The sequence below is a fragment of the Bacillus sp. PDNC022 genome (assembly GCF_016919285.1).
GTDB lineage: Bacteria > Bacillota > Bacilli > Bacillales > Bacillaceae > Bacillus > Bacillus safensis.
In genome coordinates this window covers 3,188,034-3,206,856 of sequence record NZ_CP070345.1, presented here as the reverse complement: position 1 = coordinate 3,206,856, position 18,823 = coordinate 3,188,034, and the positions used below count along the sequence as shown (strand labels likewise).

General features: G+C 40.8%; 22 protein-coding genes and 1 pseudogene. 3 read left to right on the top strand and 20 right to left on the bottom strand.

Annotated elements, in window-relative coordinates; genetic code table 11:
- Nucleotides 1–58: 58 nt before the first annotated feature.
- On the bottom strand, nt 59–577 hold the full coding sequence (locus JVX94_RS16380) for a YwhD family protein (RefSeq protein WP_039182196.1): 519 nt from the start codon (nt 575–577) through the stop codon (nt 59–61).
- 12 nt (nt 578–589) lie between these two features.
- The gene (locus JVX94_RS16375) at nt 590–1,246 is read right to left on the bottom strand and encodes a site-2 protease family protein (RefSeq protein WP_223251054.1); all 657 of its coding nucleotides are present in this window, start codon (nt 1,244–1,246) and stop codon (nt 590–592) included.
- 113 nt (nt 1,247–1,359) lie between these two features.
- Between JVX94_RS16375 and JVX94_RS16370 the strand changes: the two genes are divergently transcribed.
- Nucleotides 1,360–1,545, top strand: coding sequence for a 2-hydroxymuconate tautomerase (locus JVX94_RS16370; protein ID WP_003214939.1), 186 nt, complete (start codon nt 1,360–1,362; stop codon nt 1,543–1,545).
- 51 nt (nt 1,546–1,596) lie between these two features.
- On the opposite strand, the gene JVX94_RS16365 is transcribed toward JVX94_RS16370, so the two are convergent.
- The 4 genes from JVX94_RS16365 to JVX94_RS16350 all read right to left on the bottom strand — a co-directional run bounded on the left by JVX94_RS16365 (nt 1,597) and on the right by JVX94_RS16350 (nt 4,858).
- Nucleotides 1,597–2,409, bottom strand: a complete 813-nt coding sequence (locus JVX94_RS16365) for a zinc-dependent metalloprotease (RefSeq protein ID WP_024423771.1) — start codon at nt 2,407–2,409, stop codon at nt 1,597–1,599.
- Nucleotides 2,410–2,633: 224 nt separating this feature from the next.
- A complete protein-coding gene (locus tag JVX94_RS16360) occupies nt 2,634–3,134 on the bottom strand; it encodes a YwgA family protein (RefSeq protein WP_034281252.1) in 501 nt (166 codons plus the stop codon).
- Between the two features lie 30 nt (nt 3,135–3,164).
- Complete coding sequence (locus JVX94_RS16355) at nt 3,165–4,466, bottom strand: HD domain-containing protein (RefSeq protein WP_007497716.1); 1,302 nt, start codon at nt 4,464–4,466, stop codon at nt 3,165–3,167.
- A gap of 170 nt (nt 4,467–4,636) precedes the next feature.
- Entirely contained in the window at nt 4,637–4,858 is a 222-nt protein-coding gene (locus JVX94_RS16350) for a YuzB family protein (RefSeq protein ID WP_003215259.1), read from the bottom strand.
- Between the two features lie 241 nt (nt 4,859–5,099).
- Between JVX94_RS16350 and JVX94_RS16345 the strand changes: the two genes are divergently transcribed.
- On the top strand, nt 5,100–5,909 hold the full coding sequence (locus JVX94_RS16345; RefSeq protein ID WP_106036429.1) for an RsfA family transcriptional regulator: 810 nt from the start codon (nt 5,100–5,102) through the stop codon (nt 5,907–5,909).
- A 32-nt stretch (nt 5,910–5,941) separates the two neighbouring features.
- Here the strand turns inward: JVX94_RS16345 and JVX94_RS16340 are convergent, their stop codons facing one another.
- From JVX94_RS16340 to JVX94_RS16330, 3 genes and pseudogenes are all read right to left on the bottom strand, one after another.
- Nucleotides 5,942–6,175 (bottom strand): DUF5970 family protein, encoded by a 234-nt coding sequence (locus JVX94_RS16340; RefSeq protein ID WP_003214547.1) that lies wholly within the window; start codon nt 6,173–6,175, stop codon nt 5,942–5,944.
- Nucleotides 6,172–8,448: a glycosyltransferase gene (locus JVX94_RS16335; protein ID WP_205183826.1), complete on the bottom strand. Its 2,277-nt coding sequence runs from the start codon at nt 8,446–8,448 to the stop codon at nt 6,172–6,174. Before JVX94_RS16335 ends, JVX94_RS16340 begins: the two co-directional genes overlap by 4 nt.
- A gap of 118 nt (nt 8,449–8,566) precedes the next feature.
- Nucleotides 8,567–8,851 (bottom strand): annotated as a pseudogene (locus JVX94_RS16330) (tetratricopeptide repeat protein); the annotation flags it as partial.
- Between the two features lie 467 nt (nt 8,852–9,318).
- On the opposite strand from JVX94_RS16330, the gene JVX94_RS16325 reads away from it, so the two are divergent.
- Complete coding sequence (locus tag JVX94_RS16325; RefSeq protein ID WP_205183824.1) at nt 9,319–10,164, top strand: hypothetical protein; 846 nt, start codon at nt 9,319–9,321, stop codon at nt 10,162–10,164.
- 70 nt (nt 10,165–10,234) lie between these two features.
- On the opposite strand, the gene lipL is transcribed toward JVX94_RS16325, so the two are convergent.
- The 11 genes from lipL to JVX94_RS16270 form a co-directional block, all read right to left on the bottom strand.
- Nucleotides 10,235–11,080: an octanoyl-[GcvH]:protein N-octanoyltransferase gene (gene lipL / locus JVX94_RS16320; protein WP_205183821.1), complete on the bottom strand. Its 846-nt coding sequence runs from the start codon at nt 11,078–11,080 to the stop codon at nt 10,235–10,237.
- Nucleotides 11,081–11,304: 224 nt separating this feature from the next.
- Nucleotides 11,305–11,700, bottom strand: a complete 396-nt coding sequence (locus JVX94_RS16315) for an SMI1/KNR4 family protein (RefSeq protein ID WP_133744452.1) — start codon at nt 11,698–11,700, stop codon at nt 11,305–11,307.
- A 361-nt stretch (nt 11,701–12,061) separates the two neighbouring features.
- Complete coding sequence (locus tag JVX94_RS16310) at nt 12,062–12,331, bottom strand: hypothetical protein (protein WP_095409809.1); 270 nt, start codon at nt 12,329–12,331, stop codon at nt 12,062–12,064.
- Nucleotides 12,332–12,571: 240 nt separating this feature from the next.
- Nucleotides 12,572–12,904 (bottom strand): hypothetical protein, encoded by a 333-nt coding sequence (locus JVX94_RS16305; protein WP_205183819.1) that lies wholly within the window; start codon nt 12,902–12,904, stop codon nt 12,572–12,574.
- Nucleotides 12,905–12,926: 22 nt separating this feature from the next.
- Nucleotides 12,927–14,621 carry a T7SS effector LXG polymorphic toxin gene (locus JVX94_RS16300; protein WP_205183816.1) on the bottom strand — a complete coding sequence of 565 codons (1,695 nt, stop codon included), beginning with the start codon at nt 14,619–14,621 and terminating at the stop codon, nt 12,927–12,929.
- 11 nt (nt 14,622–14,632) lie between these two features.
- Nucleotides 14,633–14,911, bottom strand: coding sequence for a YwqI/YxiC family protein (locus tag JVX94_RS16295; RefSeq protein ID WP_095409813.1), 279 nt, complete (start codon nt 14,909–14,911; stop codon nt 14,633–14,635).
- Nucleotides 14,912–14,915: 4 nt separating this feature from the next.
- Nucleotides 14,916–15,314, bottom strand: coding sequence for a YwqH-like family protein (locus tag JVX94_RS16290; RefSeq protein ID WP_095410066.1), 399 nt, complete (start codon nt 15,312–15,314; stop codon nt 14,916–14,918).
- Nucleotides 15,315–15,489: 175 nt separating this feature from the next.
- Nucleotides 15,490–15,756 (bottom strand): hypothetical protein, encoded by a 267-nt coding sequence (locus JVX94_RS16285; protein ID WP_095409814.1) that lies wholly within the window; start codon nt 15,754–15,756, stop codon nt 15,490–15,492.
- Nucleotides 15,757–15,769: 13 nt separating this feature from the next.
- Nucleotides 15,770–17,104, bottom strand: coding sequence for a TRAP transporter large permease subunit (locus tag JVX94_RS16280; RefSeq protein ID WP_205183815.1), 1,335 nt, complete (start codon nt 17,102–17,104; stop codon nt 15,770–15,772).
- A 43-nt stretch (nt 17,105–17,147) separates the two neighbouring features.
- On the bottom strand, nt 17,148–18,026 hold the full coding sequence (locus tag JVX94_RS16275; protein WP_095409815.1) for an NAD(P)-dependent oxidoreductase: 879 nt from the start codon (nt 18,024–18,026) through the stop codon (nt 17,148–17,150).
- 11 nt (nt 18,027–18,037) lie between these two features.
- Nucleotides 18,038–18,709 (bottom strand): RraA family protein, encoded by a 672-nt coding sequence (locus tag JVX94_RS16270; protein ID WP_144471868.1) that lies wholly within the window; start codon nt 18,707–18,709, stop codon nt 18,038–18,040.
- Nucleotides 18,710–18,823: the final 114 nt, after the last annotated feature.

The following is an 18,823-nucleotide window of genomic DNA, read 5'->3' as shown; positions in this document are numbered from 1 at the left end:
TACTCAAAAAACGGATGGAATTGGTAGACATCCGCCAATCTTCACAAAAATTTCACAATTATTCAGGGACAGCCAATCCTTCTTTTAATTCATCTGTAGATGCGTCCCATAGCGCTTCATTATGCCCCTTCAAGAAATCCGCCAGCACCTTTTTGGATACGTCATCCATATGACTCACGACGATTTTTCGCTTCATCGATTTATCCATTAAATTCACATGCTCTGGAAGTGACTTATACCCGCGGCGGATCGAACGGTCAACGGTCATTTCACAAGCCGTCACACCTGCATAATAAGGCCCTTCTTCTCTGCGGTCAATCGTCACCCATACGAGCCAATACGGTTTTCCGTTCGGCACTTCTTCTTTTGTTTTCAAAAATTTAATTCCTTTTTCGACGGCACTTCTTGCATGCATAGCACCAATATCAATGACAGCTTCCTTTTCCTCTACATCAATGATGACTGGCGAGATATTATCAAGACTGAGGGCGCCTGCTCCAAAGCCTCCATGTCCGTCGGTTGCATCTGTTTTTTTAATGATGTTAAAACCAATTGGTTTCTTCTTTTTACCTTCCATTCTTTAAACCTCCTAAAGCAGCGGCTTCAAAATAAGATTAAACCAGTATATGATTTGATCCCGCATTCCGATCAATGGACCAAAAACAAACTGTCCCAGCGGTGTGATCACGAATATAAGAAAAATAATGATCCCATATTGTTCAAATTGCGTCATTTTCGCCCGAATACGGGGGCTGACGACGTCCTCAATAATTCGATACCCATCCAGCGGCGGAAGCGGCAATAAGTTAAATAGGAACAAGATGACGTTTAAGTTAATAAAGATCTGGAAGAAATAATCGACTCCCGGCTCAAAGCGCATGATCCACTCCCCGCCAAATTTCTGAAGAAGCACATACACAAAAAAGCCCAAAAACGCCAGCACTAAGTTACTTAATGGCCCAGCAATGGAGACACAAATCCCTGCTAAGCGCGGTTTTTTAAAATGGTAACGATTCACCGGTACAGGTCTCGCCCAGCCAAACCCGGCCACAAAGATTAAAATCGTCCCGAATACATCGAGATGCTTCAGTGGATTTAACGTGAGTCTCCCTTGATTCTTAGCCGTCGGGTCTCCGAAACGGTACGCAACATATGCATGCGCCAGCTCGTGCATCGTAAATGCGACAACAAGCGTAATGGCGACATATGGAATAAGTTCTAATGGATAAACAAGAAATTGGTTCAAAGGCATGAATCCCTCTTTCTTTCTATACAATGATTTACTTCATTCAGTATACTATAAGAAGTCCCTTAAACTAAAGGGAAGCGTAGCATTAAAGGAAAAAGGAGGTTTTCGCCATGCCGATTGTCACCGTTCAAATGCTTGAAGGAAGAACAGACGAGCAGAAAAGAGCTCTTGTGGAGAAAGTTACTGATGCCGTTGTTGAAACAACAGGCGCAGGTGCAGAAAAAGTCTCTGTTATTATTGAAGAAATGAAAAAAGAACACTATGCTGTAGCAGGAAAGCGAATGAGCGATCTGTAAGCATCTAAAAAGGACAAACACTCAATGTGTTTGTCCTTTTTGTCTCTTATTTTATCTGTACCACGCTTTGTTACGGTTCACTTGATTTTTATGAGCCGCATCGAAGAAATCGACTGTGTAAGAATAATCATAATTCATTAAGCAGACAATGCCGCTTCCTTGAGGGTCGTGCGGTAAGCCAAAGTTATGACCGTATTCATGCGTAGCAGCTTTTGCAGTGTTCGCTGTTCCTTGATCAAGGTTAACGGCGAATGCACTTCCGCTTGGTGCACTATTATAGACATAAGCGATTCCGCCAGCATCAAAGTTTGGATTTGCTGTAAATCCAGTGACAAAGTCATATCCTCTGCCATCAAAGCTGCGCGCAAGGTTAGACAAAATTTGCTCTGCATTTGATCCCGAAGACGTCCAAGATCCTACGGCTTGTACGACAAAGTCCACATCATGATCACGGTTAAACGTGACATCTGCTTGCTCGATGATGCTGACAATCCGTGTTTGCCAGTCACTATATTTCGCACGATACTGCGCATCAGCAACCGCATAGACAGTGACCTTCTGACTGCCTGTACTTGCTTTTGTTGAAATTGAATCTCCTGTATTGGCCTTAAAGGTTCTTGAGCCTACCTGCTTACCAGACTCATCTAATACCTTTGTTGTCACATCTCGTTCAATTGGAGGTGCTGTCGTCAAATCTTTAAAATCCTTTGCTTTTGGCAACCCCTCACTAATATGGGTTTCGAACGGCGCATGACCATGATCATGCCCATGACCTGCACTCGCTACTGGTGCTGAAGCTGAACTTACCCCCGGTAACAAACTACCTACCAATAAAAATGACAAAAAGACTGAACGCTTTTTCATTCCTATCCCTCCTTTGTTTTTCACAAAGTTATATATTCACTGAAAATTCACCATTTTCCTTCTATTCAGTCAAAAACAGGGAATTAGATGCACAGGAAGAAAGTCGAATTACGTCATTTTCACTAATTTTTCGGATATTTTGACACACATTTCATCGAAAAATAGCGCTTTTGGTCTGGGTCTTACAAAACAAAAAAAGCCCTGAAATTCGGGCTTTTGTTCAACTAGTTCAATTCCTTCAACTGATCAATATAAGCAAGGGCCGCCTCAAATTCTTCGTCCGTATAGCGCTGCTTGCTTTTAATAGTAAAGACCTTTTCCTTTACCTCATCTTCTGGCAGGTCATCAAAATATAAAATCGTTGAGACAAGCTCTAGGAAACGGGACGATTGCTCGTTCATCTGCTGCGTCAGCGCTTTGAGGTCAGGCATGTCCACTTCACACTGATCGAGAAACTCTTTCCCATTGTCCGTCAGCGAATAGCGATATTGATAGTATCCGCCCTTTTTTTCCTTCATTTCGTCCAAGAATCCAAGGTTGCACAGCTCTTCAATTCTGAGCGTCAACTCCTCTGAATAGGGGCCATAAAAATGAAAATCGTATTTCTCGTAAAAAGGCAAATCTAGCTTTTTTGCTATGTAAATCATCTTTTGCAGCTTCTTCCGACCAACGATTTCCCCTGATTCAGAGAATACCTTCATCAACTTTGCATGCTCTTTCAACAAATTCCCGACATCTCCTTTTTCAGTACTTCCTTATCCCAAACCAAGCAGCTTCATGATCGCCTTCTTTTCTTCAGCTTTTTCCGACATATCTACAATTAAGTCCATCGGGAAATAAAGTTTATGATCGGTTCTTCGTTTACCGGAAATGGCGTCAACAATATCTGACTGTCTCGACAGCTCTTTAATATGACCGCTTTGCGTCAAAAGGTGGATTGGCAGCCTCTCTTCTTCCTCCCCTGGTCTGTAGAAGTCATAGGGCAAGTCAGAGGAAGAGTCGACCACTAAGTAGTAGTCAGGATCAATTCCTGCCTCCTTGAACAAGGCGGTCAGCTTGAAATATTTCGTCATTTCTTCATTTGGATTAAACTCTGTATATTGGAACAATCGGCGGTTCATAAAACGGCGGCACAAATCAGCCAGCACGTGATCTTCTTCATCTTCCCACGCCTGAAAATAAAATAAGACAATAGATTCATCCAGCTTAATATAGTCCTCTGTGGTGACATTCCCCTCAAAGATCGAATAAAAATGAACTGGGGCATGTGTAAAAATATAACCCGTTTCATGCAGCTCTTTTGCCCGATGAAGGATTTTCGTTAAAATGACTTCCGCACTGCGTGTCACTGGGTGGAAATAGACTTGCCAGTACATTTGATAGCGGCTCATAATATAATCCTCAACCGCATGCATCCCGCTCTGCTTCATCACAATCTGATCTTCTCTCGGGCGCATCACACGTAAAATACGTTCCATATCAAAGTGGCCGTAGCTGACGCCTGTATAGTAGGCATCACGCTGCAAATAGTCCATTCGGTCGGCATCAATTTGACTTGAAATCAAACTGACCACCTGTTTGTTTTGATACGTTTTGGCAATGACTTCAGCCACATGCTTCGGGAAATCATCACTTACCCGGCGGAGCACTTCATTGACTTCCGTCTGCCCTAAAATAATATCTCTAGTAAACGATTCATGGTCTAAGTGGAAGACCTTTTCAAAGGAATGAGAAAATGGACCATGTCCGAGGTCATGAAGCAAGGCAGCACTAAGTACAAGCTCGCGCTCTCCTTCATCCCATTCAGGCCGCCCTTTAAACACATCATCCACAATTCGTCTCACAATCTCGTATACACCGAGTGAATGATTGAATCGGCTGTGCTCTGCACCATGAAACGTCAAATAAGTAGTTCCTAGCTGTTTAATTCGTCTCAGGCGCTGAAACTCTCTTGTTCCTATTAAATCCCATATTAATGCATCCCTTACGTGAACATAACGGTGCACAGGATCTTTAAATACCTTTTCCTCAGATAATTTCCCTTTTGGATACGCCATCGTTTCGTCCCTCTTTTTTTAAGACGTGTTTCTATTATATCGGGTAACTTTTCCCGAAAACATCCTTGAATTTGCTGGTGAATGTGTTCTCAAAGATTGCACGGACGTAAAAAGCCCGACCTGACAGGGACGGACCTCTTTTTAGGTCGACTGAACACATTCAGTGACATTTATTTGACTTTTTTTTGAACCTTTTCGAGTAATTCATCTTCTGTTGGTGCGGATAATGGGCGATTGTTCACAAACGCAAAAGCCTTTTTTCGTCCTGGACCACAATAGGATTGACAGCCGATCTCAATTTTTGCATCAGGATCAACCGATTTGAGTCGAGGCAATAACGTCTTTAGGTTCGTCGCATCACAATCGTCACATACGCGAAACTCATTAGCCATGGTCTTACGCTTCCTTTCAATGATGATACTTCATTCTATATGAAACAGTTGGACAGCCAATCATGAATAATATACCACCCAACATTGTACATCGAAGCGGCTGGACTTGCAAGACGCTTTGCGACCCAATCATCCGCTTACATAAAAGCTAGTATTTTCCACTATCCTTTTAGCAAACTTGTATAAACCTTCTTGAACTTGGCTAATCTAATACCATCAAATCATATGGGGGTTTAAACACATGTCAAAACAAAGACAAGATGCATGGTCAGAGGAAAATGATCTCCTCCTGGCAGAAACCGTCTTACGTCACGTCAGAGAGGGCAGCACGCAGCTAAATGCGTTTGAAGAAGTAGGAGATAAACTGAACCGCACCTCAGCGGCATGCGGTTTTAGATGGAATGCTGTCGTCAGGCATCAATATGAAAAAGCATTGGCACTTGCCAAAAAACAGCGAAAACAACGGATGCGCGCACTTGGCAATGGCCAGCCAGCGAAAAAGCGATTACTTTATCAGCCGCAAGTAGAAGAAACGGTTACTCAAGAGGAATTCTCACAGGAACTGGAGCCAGCAAAGGAAGAAACCTTTGCACCAGCAGCTGAAACAGCCGAACAGCTTCAGTTTGTGGATCAAAGCTACAATGAAGAGTTAGCTAGTTTATCACATTTATTGTCACAGGCTTCTCATGCCCCAAATACCGCAGAGAAAAAGCCGGAAGCAAATCCATTTAGGCAGCATCAAGAATTAACCATTGACGATATCATTGATTTCTTACGCCGTTATGAAGGCGATGGTCAGCAATCCACTGCCTTACGTATGGAAAACAGCCGCTTAAAACGAGAAAACAATGAGCTTTCTCATAAAGTCTCGCAGCTAGAAGCTGAAGTGAAAAAGCTTGAAAAGGATCAGCTCACGATTCAAGAAGATTATGAAACACTCGTCAAAATCATGAACCGTGCAAGAAAACTAGTTTTGTTTGAAGAGGACGATAGTGCCGCACCAACCTTTAAAATGGACCGAAACGGCAACCTCGAAAAAATGGCAGAATAACAAAAAGTGCTCCCCGCCTCGGGAAGCACTTTTTAAATGCCCAAAAATAGCATCACACTAAAAAGAACATTGATCAAAAACACGAACATAAAAATATATCTGACCTGCCTTACTTGAAAATCACCAAATATAAAAATATAAAGACCTGCGATGCCAAGTGTCAGGACAGGCTGAAGAAATGGCACTAAAAGCGAAATGCCGTAGCCGGCTCCCATGAGGACAGGAAGCCATAGTAAATAGAGGTAACCGCCATTTTTGGATTTCAAGAAACCACTCCCTCTCTTTCTTCTATCTGCTTGATTTCAGGCTGAACAAATTTGAGTCCGGCCATTGTACGGCCGCGTCTTTGTGATGTCCAGACCGCAATCGCCCGCTGATCTATCAGAGATTCTGTGTCAATGGTGATCAGCACTTTGTCATGTAATTCAATTGAAGCTTCAGACTCGATTTTGCACCCAGATAAACTAATATCATGTATGTTCACCGGCACCTTCTCTTCTAACCGGCCCTCATAGGACAGCGTGCCTGCCACACCTTGCAAAGGCCTTCTCATCCATTTGCGCTGCAAGGCCTTTGGTACCTTCTTTGTTTTTCTTACAAAGCGGAGAAATGTCCGAACAGCATAGGATTTTTTCTCACGATCCGTTATGGATACATGCTCTCGTGTGAATAAAAAGCGGATCAGTGATAAATACTCTGATTTTTCTGTATCAGTAAAAGCAACACCAACCATCAGCCTGTCTCCCTCTGGATGGCTCCAAACCACATCACACGCCACACTTTCATCCTCTGAAAAGAACAATTGCATTTGTCCTTGATAGAGAGAAGGAGCTTGATCAAGTGGAATGGATAGACGCGCACCTGAATCACTCATATCTAGTAGAAAACAAGCAATCGACTCATCTTGATGTTCAGAACGAAGCTGTCCCTCTTTTTCAATGACAAACCGCTCTGATTTTCGATAACGCGGACGATCAAACGCCACAATGAGTGCCATGAATAGACCTGCACCGTTATAAAGCACCCAAAAAATATTAATCAACGTGAGGTCAGCATTCATCGTCCCTTTTACCTTCACATCGTATCCTATTTTCACAAGGACAAGCAATGAGAGCAGCAAGAAGATCAAATGAGGAATCATCGTTTTCAAATGAAAATGTCTCTTATCCGTTTGAATTCCCTTCGGTGTCACAAGAAATTCAACCCTCTTCTTCAAAAACAGCTCACTTAAAGCCACACCAGCTAGATGGAATGCCATAGAGCTTTCGTAAATATGACTCCAAAACATACTTCTTTTTTGGTTCGATACCAGTTTAAACGCTAAATACGAACTAAAGAACGCCGGCAGCCAAAACATAAAAATGGACTGGAAATCGGCCCAGAAACTTTGAATACCAAACAATAAAAACAAAATCGGTGTAAGAATGTAAATCATTTTAAACAAACCGTTAAACCAATACACAATGCCATCTAAATAAAGAACTCGCTGCATAAGCGTTAAGCCGCGAACCTTCAATGGATTAAACTTACGGGCGCACTGAATGTTCCCTCTCGACCACCGGTCTCTCTGCTTTAACAGATCAAGCCAGCTTTCAGGTGCGAGACCGACGGCTAATACTTCTCCGACAGACACTGATTTGAACTTCCCTTGGAGAAGCATTCCGGTCGCCATGTCTTCTGTAATCACTCCGGTAGCAAATCCGCCAATATCCTCTAAGGCCGTTCTTCTAAATACAGTATTACTCCCGACATACATCACAGCATTGAACCGATCCTTACCAGCTTGGAGGGTTTGCATGAAGAAGTCCTGTTCATTTGGAATTCGATCCTTCGAGAACATATTATATTGGAAAGGATCTTCGTTATAAAATGCTTGTGGAACTTGAACAAACGCAGTGGCTCCATCATGAAAGTAAGGCACTGTCTTTTCTAAAAAGGCAGGAAGGGGAACCATATCAGCATCAAGTGTGAGAATCAGCTCCCCATTCGTTTGAGACATCGCATGGTTTAAATTACCCGCCTTAGCAAACTTGTTATCCGTTCTTGTCAGATAATGAACACCAAACTCAGAAGCAAGCTGCTCTACAGACTCCCTCTTGCCATCATCACATAAATAAATGTGGACGCTGCCTTTTGGGTAAGAGAGATTCAAACAACCTGCAACCGTGCGTTTCAGCACTTCAATTGGTTCATTATATGTAGCTATGAAAATATCAACTGTTGGCAGCCTGTCAAGATCACTGATCGTGACTTGTTTCCGATTTGAAGGCTTCCAAACAAGTGTATAAAACACAAGCAGCTGTAAAAATCCAATACATTCACAGGCAACAAGCAAGATGCCCATTATCATATTAAATGTACCTTCATGCGGCAGTGTAAAGAAGAGACGCCAGCAAATATATGCGGCATTTGTTAACACACAGAGCACAATGATGATTTTTTTAACAGTAGAGGCCAAGGGCTGAATACGATACATCACATACAACACAGACAAAACACAAAGCATCAACAGCGGGTAATACATGGTGAATAATGACAACAAATTTACCTTCTTTCTTACGCCATAAATGACTATCACATATAAAATTCCATAACAAAGGAGGGGATTCTTTCATAAGATTGCCCCTTCAAATCTATTCAAGTAGCCAAATCAACTATTATTTCCATAACCTATCTAACTGATTTGAATAAAAATCAATCGCTTTTCGATAACTTAAAATAGCAGGATCTTTTGTCGTTTCAGTTAAACAGTTCAGTAATATTTCCATCGCTTTGCTATGTTCTTTCAAATTATACAAAGTCATGGCATAGAACGTTTGAATGGCTTTGTTGTCCGGATAAGTTTCCATCCCTTTTAGGAATATCTGTTTTGACTTTTCATATTCTCCTAAAGTTCTGTATGTACTTCCTAACCCTAGTAAAGCGTCTTCTAGTTCTTCTGCTAGCTGTTTAATTGATCAAAGGAGCTAAAATCCTATTAAATCCAATATTATATGTGTCTCGCATGAACATAACGGCGTACTGGATCTTTAAATACCTTTTCCTTAGACTATTTCAAATTTTTGGATTATCCATCGTTTCTTCTCTCTTTTTTATATTTCTATTATATCGAATAATTTTTTTCGAAAACAGCTTTAAATTTGCAGGTGAATGTGTCCATAAATAGCATCACACTTTAACCAAAATTACGATCATAAAAAGATAAATACCGGCATTGGCCTTGCCGACTCCCATGAGGACAGGAAGTCATAGTAAATAAAGGTAACTGACTTTTTGGGATTTCATCACAACTTCTCCTTTTTAATCATCTGTAACTAATAAACTAAAAATGAATTTATTTGAAATAATGTTAATTTATAATAAAGAATACCGATATACATATTAATAATTAAAAGGGAGTTGTTAAATATTGAGGAAAATATTATTTGGGTTAGTGACCATTATTTTATTAAGTACTATCTCCTTTAACGCACAAGCAGCAGATGAGCCAAGTAATTCAATTGAATTAAAAAGAAGTAATGCTTTTTATTCACCAGATGAAGCTAAGACAACTATTACACATGCAGAGGATCGACGATTGTATAAAGTCTCCCTTGGCATGAATAAGACAGAAAAACTAACCCTTCGCTCTTCTAAAACATTTGATGTCAAAATTACTAATCCTAATAGTGAAATCATTTCAGAAAGTAGAGGAATAGGAAGAAGCACGATTAATGAAGAAGGAACAGCTCAAGTTGAATTCCCAACGGATACAGTAGGAGATTATTTAATTTACATTGAACCTTCTGATGATAAAAAAAATCAATTTCCCTATGAATTAAATGTTACTGTAGGTATGCCTGTTTTATACCCTATTCCGGCCTCCTCGGTTATGGAAAAAAGGATTACGCTTAATCAAGCTTCGATTACGTCATTTAATAGAACTAGCTCGCTACAATATTTCGACCTATCCAATGACAGTTCAATTCCGAATAATAGCTACATAATAGAAGTTAGAACTGATGGTCCTGACAGCGGTCGAAATTCATTAAGTTTATATACATTGAAACGAAGTATACGTCCAAATTCTAGTATGACCTGGATTAACACAACGTACCCTAATTTCAAAGTTTACCCAGCTTATTATCCAAATGGATCATGGAATCCTGTTAAACAGAAGTATGCTTTCCGAATCTCTGCATTAACATTTAATCAACCTGGAATATACACTTTTGATCCTAACATTTATATTGGCTATAAAGTTGAATTAAAATAATAGAGAAGATCGACAAAATGACTCGATTGTTTTGTCGATCTAGAATATATTTAAAAAATTTACTTCTCCTTCACGAAAACACCTTTTCATTCCGCTCAATCATCCGCGTCATGTTTTTCTCAAATTCCAGCTGTTCTTCTGCGTTCAATCCTGATGCTGTCAGCTGATCACTGAGCTTTTGAAGCTCCTCTAGTAATAAACGCATGAGCAGCGTACAATCAATCGGTTCACCGATTAATTCTGATAAGGATGCCATCGTATCCGGCTGTATATCAGGAAATACTGCCTTCACTTCTTGCCGTTTATCCTTTAAGGCGGCGTCATAAAAACGGCGGATCAAGTCGGCACGTTCACGCCCGCTTCCATCTGCACACAAATAAATTTGCACAGCGACCCCACCGCGTAATCTACGCTGAGAAATGCCTGCAAATTTCTTTCCATTGATACTTAAATCGTAGCTGCCTGGACAATAAGAGCCGACAATTTCATAGGCTTCAATGTCCACCTCATACATCGACAGCATCCGGCGGATCAAGTCCACCATCGCATCATACCCGCGGTCAATATCAATGCCCTTCTTTTGTTCCGCAAAGATTAAAGACACATTCAGTACACCTTCATCCAGCACCACAGCAAGACCGCCTGAGTTGCGCACAATCACACGATAGCCCTCTTCCTCAAGCAGCTTTACGCCATCTTGGAGGAATGGAAGTCTTGTATCCTGAATCCCAAGCACAATCGTATTGTGATGCACCCAAGAACGGGCTGTCGCTGGTGAGAGGCCCTTCCCCACCGAGACGCAAAGCGTATCATCCATCGCAAAAGATTGCTTCGGGTCCACATAAAGACCAAGACTCGACTGATCGATAATCCGCCATTTCGGCTGTGTCAGTAACTCAATAGGTTCATTTTTCATCTCCTGCATATCCTCTCGTACATAAACTGTGTTTATTATAACATGTGATGAATGGAGGGAGAATGCAAAAAGCTCCATAACATTTGGCGTCACAGAGCGTTTCAGTTAGATGATTTGGTTTTCTTGTTCTTACTTTTCATGTTGAAATATACAGAGATATCATAACCACAAAACCAGCAGTAATCCATGTATTACAAGGCAATGTGAACATCTCCTTTATGAGATTACACTTCTATGATACAGCCCTCACTCACCCATTTCAGAAAGTTATCGGCCATCAGCTCTGCATGCTGAGGGTCCATTACACCAGCATCCACGATCCATATCTTTTTCTCCTCTTCAGCCAGCCGCATGAGAAATACTTGCCCGCCGCCATCGTCGCCAATCGCCACATAGCCGCTTGCATATTGCTGAACCTCCCATGTTTTATTCCGTTCCACCATGTCCTCCGTCCCGTATAGAAGCACCTCACCGCCAATGGAACATCCATTTGTCTGTTTCAGCAAAGCCTTATAAGCACGGGGCAGCACCATGTTTAGCTGGGATTCTGCCTCTTTGATATGTATGTCACTTGCTGGTTTGTTCACGTGCAGAAGTGGGATTTCAGGTAAATTGATCATTTTTAAGAGCCTCCTCTATGTTAAGCAGTTGATTTTTTCATGACCCTTTTATACAAACGAAGGAGCACTTTTAAAAGAAAATAGAAAATGACCACATCGAGTATAAAACCCCACAATAGAAATTCAAAAGTATGATGTCCGTGCAAAACTAGCCAATCAATAGGGAAACCGCGATAATCAGCATCTGAGTAAGAAACTCCTCTCAGCAAAGCTGTTCCTATAACAATCAGAATACTGATACTTAATAGCCAGTCGGAGGTTTTTTGTTTTTGTGTTGTTTATGTTCCATATGCATTCCTTTCTCTGTTTTGCAGCCCGATACAAGACTTGGTTCCAGTCCTACAGACAACCGTCCTATCTATTACAGCATTTCTTTAAGCAAACTCTCTGCTTTATGTAATTCATCTAGAAAGGGGTTTAGATAGTCATTATAACTATCCAAATAAGCTCTCACCCCGCCAATGATCAAAATCTTTTGGAGATCTTCATTGTTCTGAATGATCCTTTGTGCATTTTTATATCTTTTGTATATTAATTGGAGAACACCTTGATTGATTTCTTGTGGATATTCTTTTTCTAGGATGTTGATGACGGTTTGGATTTGTTTCGTTAGTTGTTGTTTTTTATTCATTGAACGCTCCTATTTTCAAGGTTTTATTTAAATCATTCAATGGTACTTTACTGTTAATAATATTTATTGAGCTTTGATATACACATGCGATATCATATTTCAGCCCAGACTGCCCCAGTTATGAACCTACAGAAACTAGTTTTGCCAACGATCAACTTGAAGCATATTTCACTAACTCATAAATAATAAAAAGGCCCTCTTACCGAGGGCTTGGATTTTAAAATTCTAAGATGTCAATTGTTACTCATCTGCCAATTCCCATACTTTTTGACCATCTACCAAAATCTTATTTGGTGGATCATCATAAAGAGATATCTCAACTAAAGAGCTTTTCTCTTGAATTAACCAATCGTATACACTGCCACTGTTTTCATTAGGATGAGATAGAATATCATTTACTTGGAAAGCAGCAGCAATATATTCTGTAAAATTAATATCATCTTCATCTAACATATTATTTGTTTCAAAAACTGTATCTAGTTTTCCTAAGATTTTCAATCCACTATTCCATTCCAAAATCATATCTTTTTTTTCATACTTTATTAATGTTCCAATCAAAGAATCATAACCCATTTTTTACCTCCGATTCATCATTTTAAGGCCTCGCTGGTACGATGTGAGCACCATCTTTCCCATAATGTATCATTCCCTTAGTAGTCTCTTCATACTTTCCAGTATCAATATTATAGTATTTTCCTATCGCTTGGCCAAAGTCTATCCTTTCTTTATTCTTACCCAATTCTTTGCCTGTCCCTGCATATTTATCCAGCAATTCTTGTGCCTTTTTATTATCTCCGTAAAAAATGCTTTTCTTTTTTCCATTTGCTACTTCTTGCTTGTAATTTGGTGTTTCTGGAATATGTTTTTCTTGAGCTCCTGATTTTACTTTTGCAGGGAAACCATTTACTTCACGGTACGGTCCTTTTGGTACGGATTGTTTACCGTAAGTAGGTGTTTTAACCCTCTTCACATTCTTCCCTTGATCCAACCTAAAAACATATTTCCCAACCTTCACTATTTTCGTTATTGGGATGATAGAGGCGGCGGATAGGGCTTGGTCTGTGCTGCTGATGTTTTGGCTGGTTTCTGGGTCTTTGCCAGTAACGGCTCGGTAGCCGTCGTAGATGCCGCTGTATTCTAGGATGATGTTTTCGGTAGTTGAGACGACTTCTCCATCTAATATGCGTTTAGCGTTACCACGGCTGCGGCTTTCTGGAATTTTGTCGACTTCTTCTATTCTTATTTCGCCGTTTGTGATATACGTTCGGATGATTTGTTTATTGGCGTAAACGGTGTATCTTCCACCAATAAAGTCAATATCCGACGGATCCGTGACGACTTCATCTGCGATGTCGAATTCTTTTAACTTTTTAATGTCTTTTACGTTGTATAGTCTACCATTTATGACTCTGATGTCTCTATGAATCTTGTTTTTCCCGTTCACAGCTTCCTTTTGTAATGTCGTAAGCGATGGATCGTTTGCTGTGAATTGTTTACTTATGTTTTTATGGGTGTCATTCAGAACAACCTTCTCCACATTTGCCTGTTGTTTCTCTTTCAGTTTCTTCAGCATGATCATCATTGGATTGTCTTTTGGGTTATCTATTTTATCTTTCAATCCACTGATGGTGCTGCTTACTTTCTCTTCTTTTCCATCTTTGAAAATAGATCCCTTTTGATAGCTCGTGATGTCGATTTTTGGGCCGGTGAACATGGTACTTAAGGTATCTATGTATTGTTTCATTGTTTGGAGGGAGCTTTTGGTTTCATGTAAAGCACTTGTCTGCTCCCGGTCAAATGCATGAAGCAGACCAATGGTTCTTGAGGTCTCGAGCCATGCCTTTTGATAGTTTTGCTGAAACACTGATTCGTCTACATTTGGTAAATGAACAATATGACCAACTCTGCCGATGGCGTGGTTTACCTCTGAAACAATTTCAGAAATCGTTCGTTCAGCTTTTTTTAAGCCTTGATCAAGATCATGTTCGATAAATGCTTGTGATATATAGCCGTGTTCATTTGATTCTAGCGCGTGAAGAGCCTGCTTTGTGTTTTTCAATGCAGCGCTATATTCCTCAATGACGACCTGAAAGAATTGCAAGAAGGGAATATGGCATTCTGTATAAAAGGCGCGGATGGCTTGTCCCGCCTCTCCCTTTAGTGCGCCATCGAGTGAGATGATGTGATGGATTTGTTTTTCTAGGGAGCTGATTTGCTGTGACTGCTGCTTTAACGCATTCAGCGTTTGATCTATTCCGTTTATTAGCGCAAAGGCGTCAAGGGTTTTCATTGCGTTCTCCTTTATTTTCTTTTACTGCTGGAAGCAAGCGCCTTGTCCGTTTCAATCATGGTGTTCACTGCTTGTTCTGTTTGTACAAGCTGTTTCTGAAGAATGCCTATATAGGATGTACTTAAGTCGTTCAGCTGCTGATTGATCTTTTCTAATGTGTCTGCCGTCAGGAGCTGATTTCTTCCTTTGATGGTTGTTGGAAGGGCTGCATTCATTTGAGCGCCTGATTGTTTTGCATGCTGTAATACTTGTTTGACCTGACTGGCATCTATTTTAATTTCTCTGCTCATGTGACTACCCTCTTTTTTCTTCCAGTTGTTTCTGCTTTTCTTTCTCTATTTTTCTTTCCACCGAATGGATTTCATGTTCTAATGAATGGATTTCTGATTTTAAGTCACTGATTTTCTCATCAATTCGATTCACTAGATTGGTCAGCTGTACAGCTTTTATTTCCTGACTAGCAGAAGCCATTTCGTCTCGAATGTCATCAAACGTGTCTGCTAAATGACCAAACCATGTATGTGATGTCAGATCTGGATGAGTGATATTCTTGCTGGCATCTGACAGGGCCCATTTTGCCTCTTTGATTTCTTTGCGGCACATGTTGAGTTCGATGATTTGTTCTTTTTTGATAGATATATCTGCCTTTAATGAATACAAGGCTGCTTTATAACCGATGATTGCTCCAGATATGGTCAAACACCTCTATTCCTTAAATAGTCCTCCGTTATGTTACCATTTACTAGCACGAGAGGCATATGATTGAAAGTGAATTTACCAAAAAATGAATCGTATGTATTGGGTTTTAATACCTATTTCTCGCGCACAAAAAAGCTGGATCCATTTACTGAATCCAGCTTTTTATTGCTTATTTGAGCGATTCACCTGCTGATGCTGATGGATGATCGCTAAATGAGGTGTCTTTCTTTTCAGGAATATAATTTAGAGAGAAACCAACAAGACTGAAAAAGGCACTTAACACCAATGTTGGGTTTTTGAATAGGTTCGTACTTGCAATGATCATATCTCCCTTTTGCAAAAGAATCCCTAGTATTTGACCGAAGACCAACAGGGCTCCTGACGTTAAGAACAGGACAAGCAGCACTTTAAATAATAATTCCATCAATGCTCTCATGTGTTTCTCCTTTCTATACTGGAAGTATGCCCATTCCGATGAGCCAGCCAATTCCTACGATCGGCAGCATATAGTAGAGAATCAGCGGTATAAATGTTTTCTCCGGTCTGGCTCCTGCAAGACCAGAAGCAATGAAAATCGATCCTGATGCCGGCGGGGAAGCGCCTTCTGTCGATGAAAAAGCAAGAATGGCGACAACAGCTACAACTGGGTCCACTCCGACTGAGACTAAAGCTGAAAATGAGACAAGTCCAACAGCTGTTAACGTGGCTGTTGAAGATAATGGTCCAGCCACCAGCGTAACAAGAATACCCACAATGAGCACCATAAGCCATTTCGGAATGGTAAGTACTGATGTGATTTGCGTCAAATCTTCTGCGAGTCCTAATTCAGCAAGCACCTGACTAGCAGCAACAGCAAACAGCATCAAGGCACCGATCGTTGTAAACTTAGGAATGGCCGACTTGAAAAACTGAGACCAATCTAGTGCAGACGCCTTTTTTCTTCCAATTGTTAAACTAATCAGCATCATGAGAATCGGAATCCACGTAATTAAAGAAATTTGATCCATTGCCTCTGGTCCAATGTTTGGATTACTTTTTAAGTAGTTTGCCAGCGGACCTATTGTGATAATGATAGGAATCAAGGCACCGAAAAAAATAAAGATCGACTTCCACCCTTGTTTCACAGCTTCCCCAAAAGGAAGAATATCATCTGGCGGCATGGCCTGAATTTTATTCTTTTTCACCAGAATATACACCAGAATAAATCGGTATACGACTTGATACAGTCCTCCTATTAACAGGGCAATATATAAATCTCCCTCAGATACAAGGGCTGCAATTGGTGCAAACCCCAGCATGATAAACATTGAAGAGTTCGGAGGCAGTGCCGCCCCAAGTCCGCCATTCCCTGCTAAAATCGTAGCCGTATGGGTTCGGCTCCAGCCTGATTTAATCATCCAAGAGGCCGTGATAGAGCCAGTGGCCGCTGTGTTTGCAGAATTTGAACCTGAAAGAGCACCTAAGACTGCTGAACCTAACGTACTCATATAAGCCGCTCCACCAGGAAGTTTTCCTACAACCGAATTTAAGATTCGCAAGAGTGCATGAATTAATTCCAGCTTTTCGATTAAATAGGCCATGAATACAAATGCGACAGCTGCATAGAGCACCTCATATGTGGATGCAAATTTTAATCCATCCCAGAACAGTCTTAGTGCATCCAATCCGCCAAATAATGTGGTTGCAATAAAGCCTAATAGCATGGCTTCTCCCATATTCCGCTTCACGACGACATTCCATATAATGATGACAGCTATGAATACAATCAACGCAATAAAACCCATATCGTTTTTTCGCCTCCCCTTTGTTCAATAAAACGCTTACAATTTATTGCCCTTTCTGCATTACGTCAATGACTTCTTCCCAGCTGGCCGGCTTTTTCCCATTAAACCGTTCAACGAATTGAAAGTCTGCTAATCTCTCAAGCTTTTGTTGTGCTGCCCGAGACATACTGGCATCAACCTCTGCTTCATCTAGCATTTCAATAGAGCCAAGAAGCTCGATCGCTCGTCTTTTTGCATGCAATGCACTCCCTGTCACAAGACGATTCATGGTCTCTTCAAAATTTTTGCTATCCATTGTATCGCTAAGTGAAGAAATCACTTGATGTTCCACATTGTACTTTTTTGAAATTTCCAAAAATTCAATCATGAGACCAACGATCCCCTTCATATAAACGCTTCTGATCAGCTTCAAGGCCGAAGCATCTCCTGGCTGGTCACTGATTTTTGTGATATTCATGCCATAAGCATTCATTACTTTCATGAATTGGTTAGTTCCACTGCCGCTTGCCGTGATCGGAACCTTGTGTTTGTTGACTGGAAGAGGTCCTAGCATGGCAGCATCTACGAATAGAGCTTTTTGCTTTTCAATTTCGTTTGCCACTTGTTTTTTGATGTCTGGTGTTGATGCCGATACATCTACATATAATTGATTCTCTTTCAAACTTCCCGATACGGATTGGGCCACTTCTAAGGTTTTATTCGCTGGCACAGCAGCAATGACAATATCAGATTTCTCAATGACTTCGCTAATACTGCTGGTTAATTGAACTCCTGTCTGCGATGCTTTTTCTTTCAATGCGCCAGCCAATTTCTCATTTTGTAATAGTACATCATACGCATAAAATTGGTCTAATCCTTCTGTTTTCAATCCTGTTGACAGCTCATATGCCGCTTCTCCATATCCAATAAAGCCTATCTTCATTACAGATTCCCCTATCCCTGATATTTTTTCATTCTGCCTTCCAGCCATGCCGGTGCTAAGAGACTGATGTCTTGCTTTCCTTCGTCCACATACTGTTGAATCGTTTTTAATCTTTGATTTTCATACGCTTGTTTCTCTTCTGCTAGCGTCAGCAGGTGTTCCGCCTTTTCCTTTGGAACGATGACCACTCCATCATCGTCAGCAATGACTAAATCACCTGGTGCTACTTTGACACCGCCGCACGAAATGGTTTGATTCAATTCCCCAGGACCATCTTTAAAAGGTCCGTTTGGCATAAATCCCTTACTGTATATTGGAAAAGCCAGCTCCTCTAAAGCGAGTTTGTCGCGAACAAGCCCGTCAATCACGATTCCTTCTATTCCTACAACCTTTGCTGAATGTGCCATCAATTCCCCTAAATATGCATGACCCTTATGGTCTTTTCCATCAACAATCAGTACATCTCCTTCTTTTGCAGAGTAGATCGCTTGATGAAGAAATAAATTATCCCCTGGCCGTAAGCTGACGGTAAAAGCTGTACCAACTACATTCATACCTCTTGCAACTGGTTTGATTCGATGATCCATCGCACCGGTGCATCCCATCACGTCTGACAGCAAGGTTGAGTTAAGCTTTCTTGCCCGATCTATTAGATCATTTGACACGAATTGAACAGTACTCATTGTTTCCATCATCCCCTTTTAGTTATATTCATTACATTTAACTTTATATAAAGTAATATATATTACTTTTGTGATAAGATCATACCATCTCATTTTTATTTAGTAAAGCGCTTT

What these genes read in the sequence shown, in the direction of transcription:
- JVX94_RS16380 (WP_039182196.1), bottom strand. Translation starts at nt 577, where the DNA reads ATGGAAGGTAAAAAGAAGAAACCAATTGGTTTTAACATCATTAAAAAA.
- JVX94_RS16370 (WP_003214939.1), top strand. Translation starts at nt 1,360, where the DNA reads ATGCCGATTGTCACCGTTCAAATGCTTGAAGGAAGAACAGACGAGCAG.
- JVX94_RS16365 (WP_024423771.1), bottom strand. Translation starts at nt 2,409, where the DNA reads ATGAAAAAGCGTTCAGTCTTTTTGTCATTTTTATTGGTAGGTAGTTTG.
- JVX94_RS16355 (WP_007497716.1), bottom strand. Translation starts at nt 4,466, where the DNA reads ATGGCGTATCCAAAAGGGAAATTATCTGAGGAAAAGGTATTTAAAGAT.
- JVX94_RS16350 (WP_003215259.1), bottom strand. Translation starts at nt 4,858, where the DNA reads ATGGCTAATGAGTTTCGCGTATGTGACGATTGTGATGCGACGAACCTA.
- JVX94_RS16345 (WP_106036429.1), top strand. Translation starts at nt 5,100, where the DNA reads ATGTCAAAACAAAGACAAGATGCATGGTCAGAGGAAAATGATCTCCTC.
- lipL (WP_205183821.1), bottom strand. Translation starts at nt 11,080, where the DNA reads ATGAAAAATGAACCTATTGAGTTACTGACACAGCCGAAATGGCGGATT.
- JVX94_RS16315 (WP_133744452.1), bottom strand. Translation starts at nt 11,700, where the DNA reads ATGATCAATTTACCTGAAATCCCACTTCTGCACGTGAACAAACCAGCA.
- JVX94_RS16310 (WP_095409809.1), bottom strand. Translation starts at nt 12,331, where the DNA reads ATGAATAAAAAACAACAACTAACGAAACAAATCCAAACCGTCATCAAC.
- JVX94_RS16305 (WP_205183819.1), bottom strand. Translation starts at nt 12,904, where the DNA reads ATGGGTTATGATTCTTTGATTGGAACATTAATAAAGTATGAAAAAAAA.
- JVX94_RS16300 (WP_205183816.1), bottom strand. Translation starts at nt 14,621, where the DNA reads ATGAAAACCCTTGACGCCTTTGCGCTAATAAACGGAATAGATCAAACG.
- JVX94_RS16295 (WP_095409813.1), bottom strand. Translation starts at nt 14,911, where the DNA reads ATGAGCAGAGAAATTAAAATAGATGCCAGTCAGGTCAAACAAGTATTA.
- JVX94_RS16285 (WP_095409814.1), bottom strand. Translation starts at nt 15,756, where the DNA reads ATGAGAGCATTGATGGAATTATTATTTAAAGTGCTGCTTGTCCTGTTC.
- JVX94_RS16280 (WP_205183815.1), bottom strand. Translation starts at nt 17,104, where the DNA reads ATGGGTTTTATTGCGTTGATTGTATTCATAGCTGTCATCATTATATGG.
- JVX94_RS16275 (WP_095409815.1), bottom strand. Translation starts at nt 18,026, where the DNA reads ATGAAGATAGGCTTTATTGGATATGGAGAAGCGGCATATGAGCTGTCA.
- JVX94_RS16270 (WP_144471868.1), bottom strand. Translation starts at nt 18,709, where the DNA reads ATGAGTACTGTTCAATTCGTGTCAAATGATCTAATAGATCGGGCAAGA.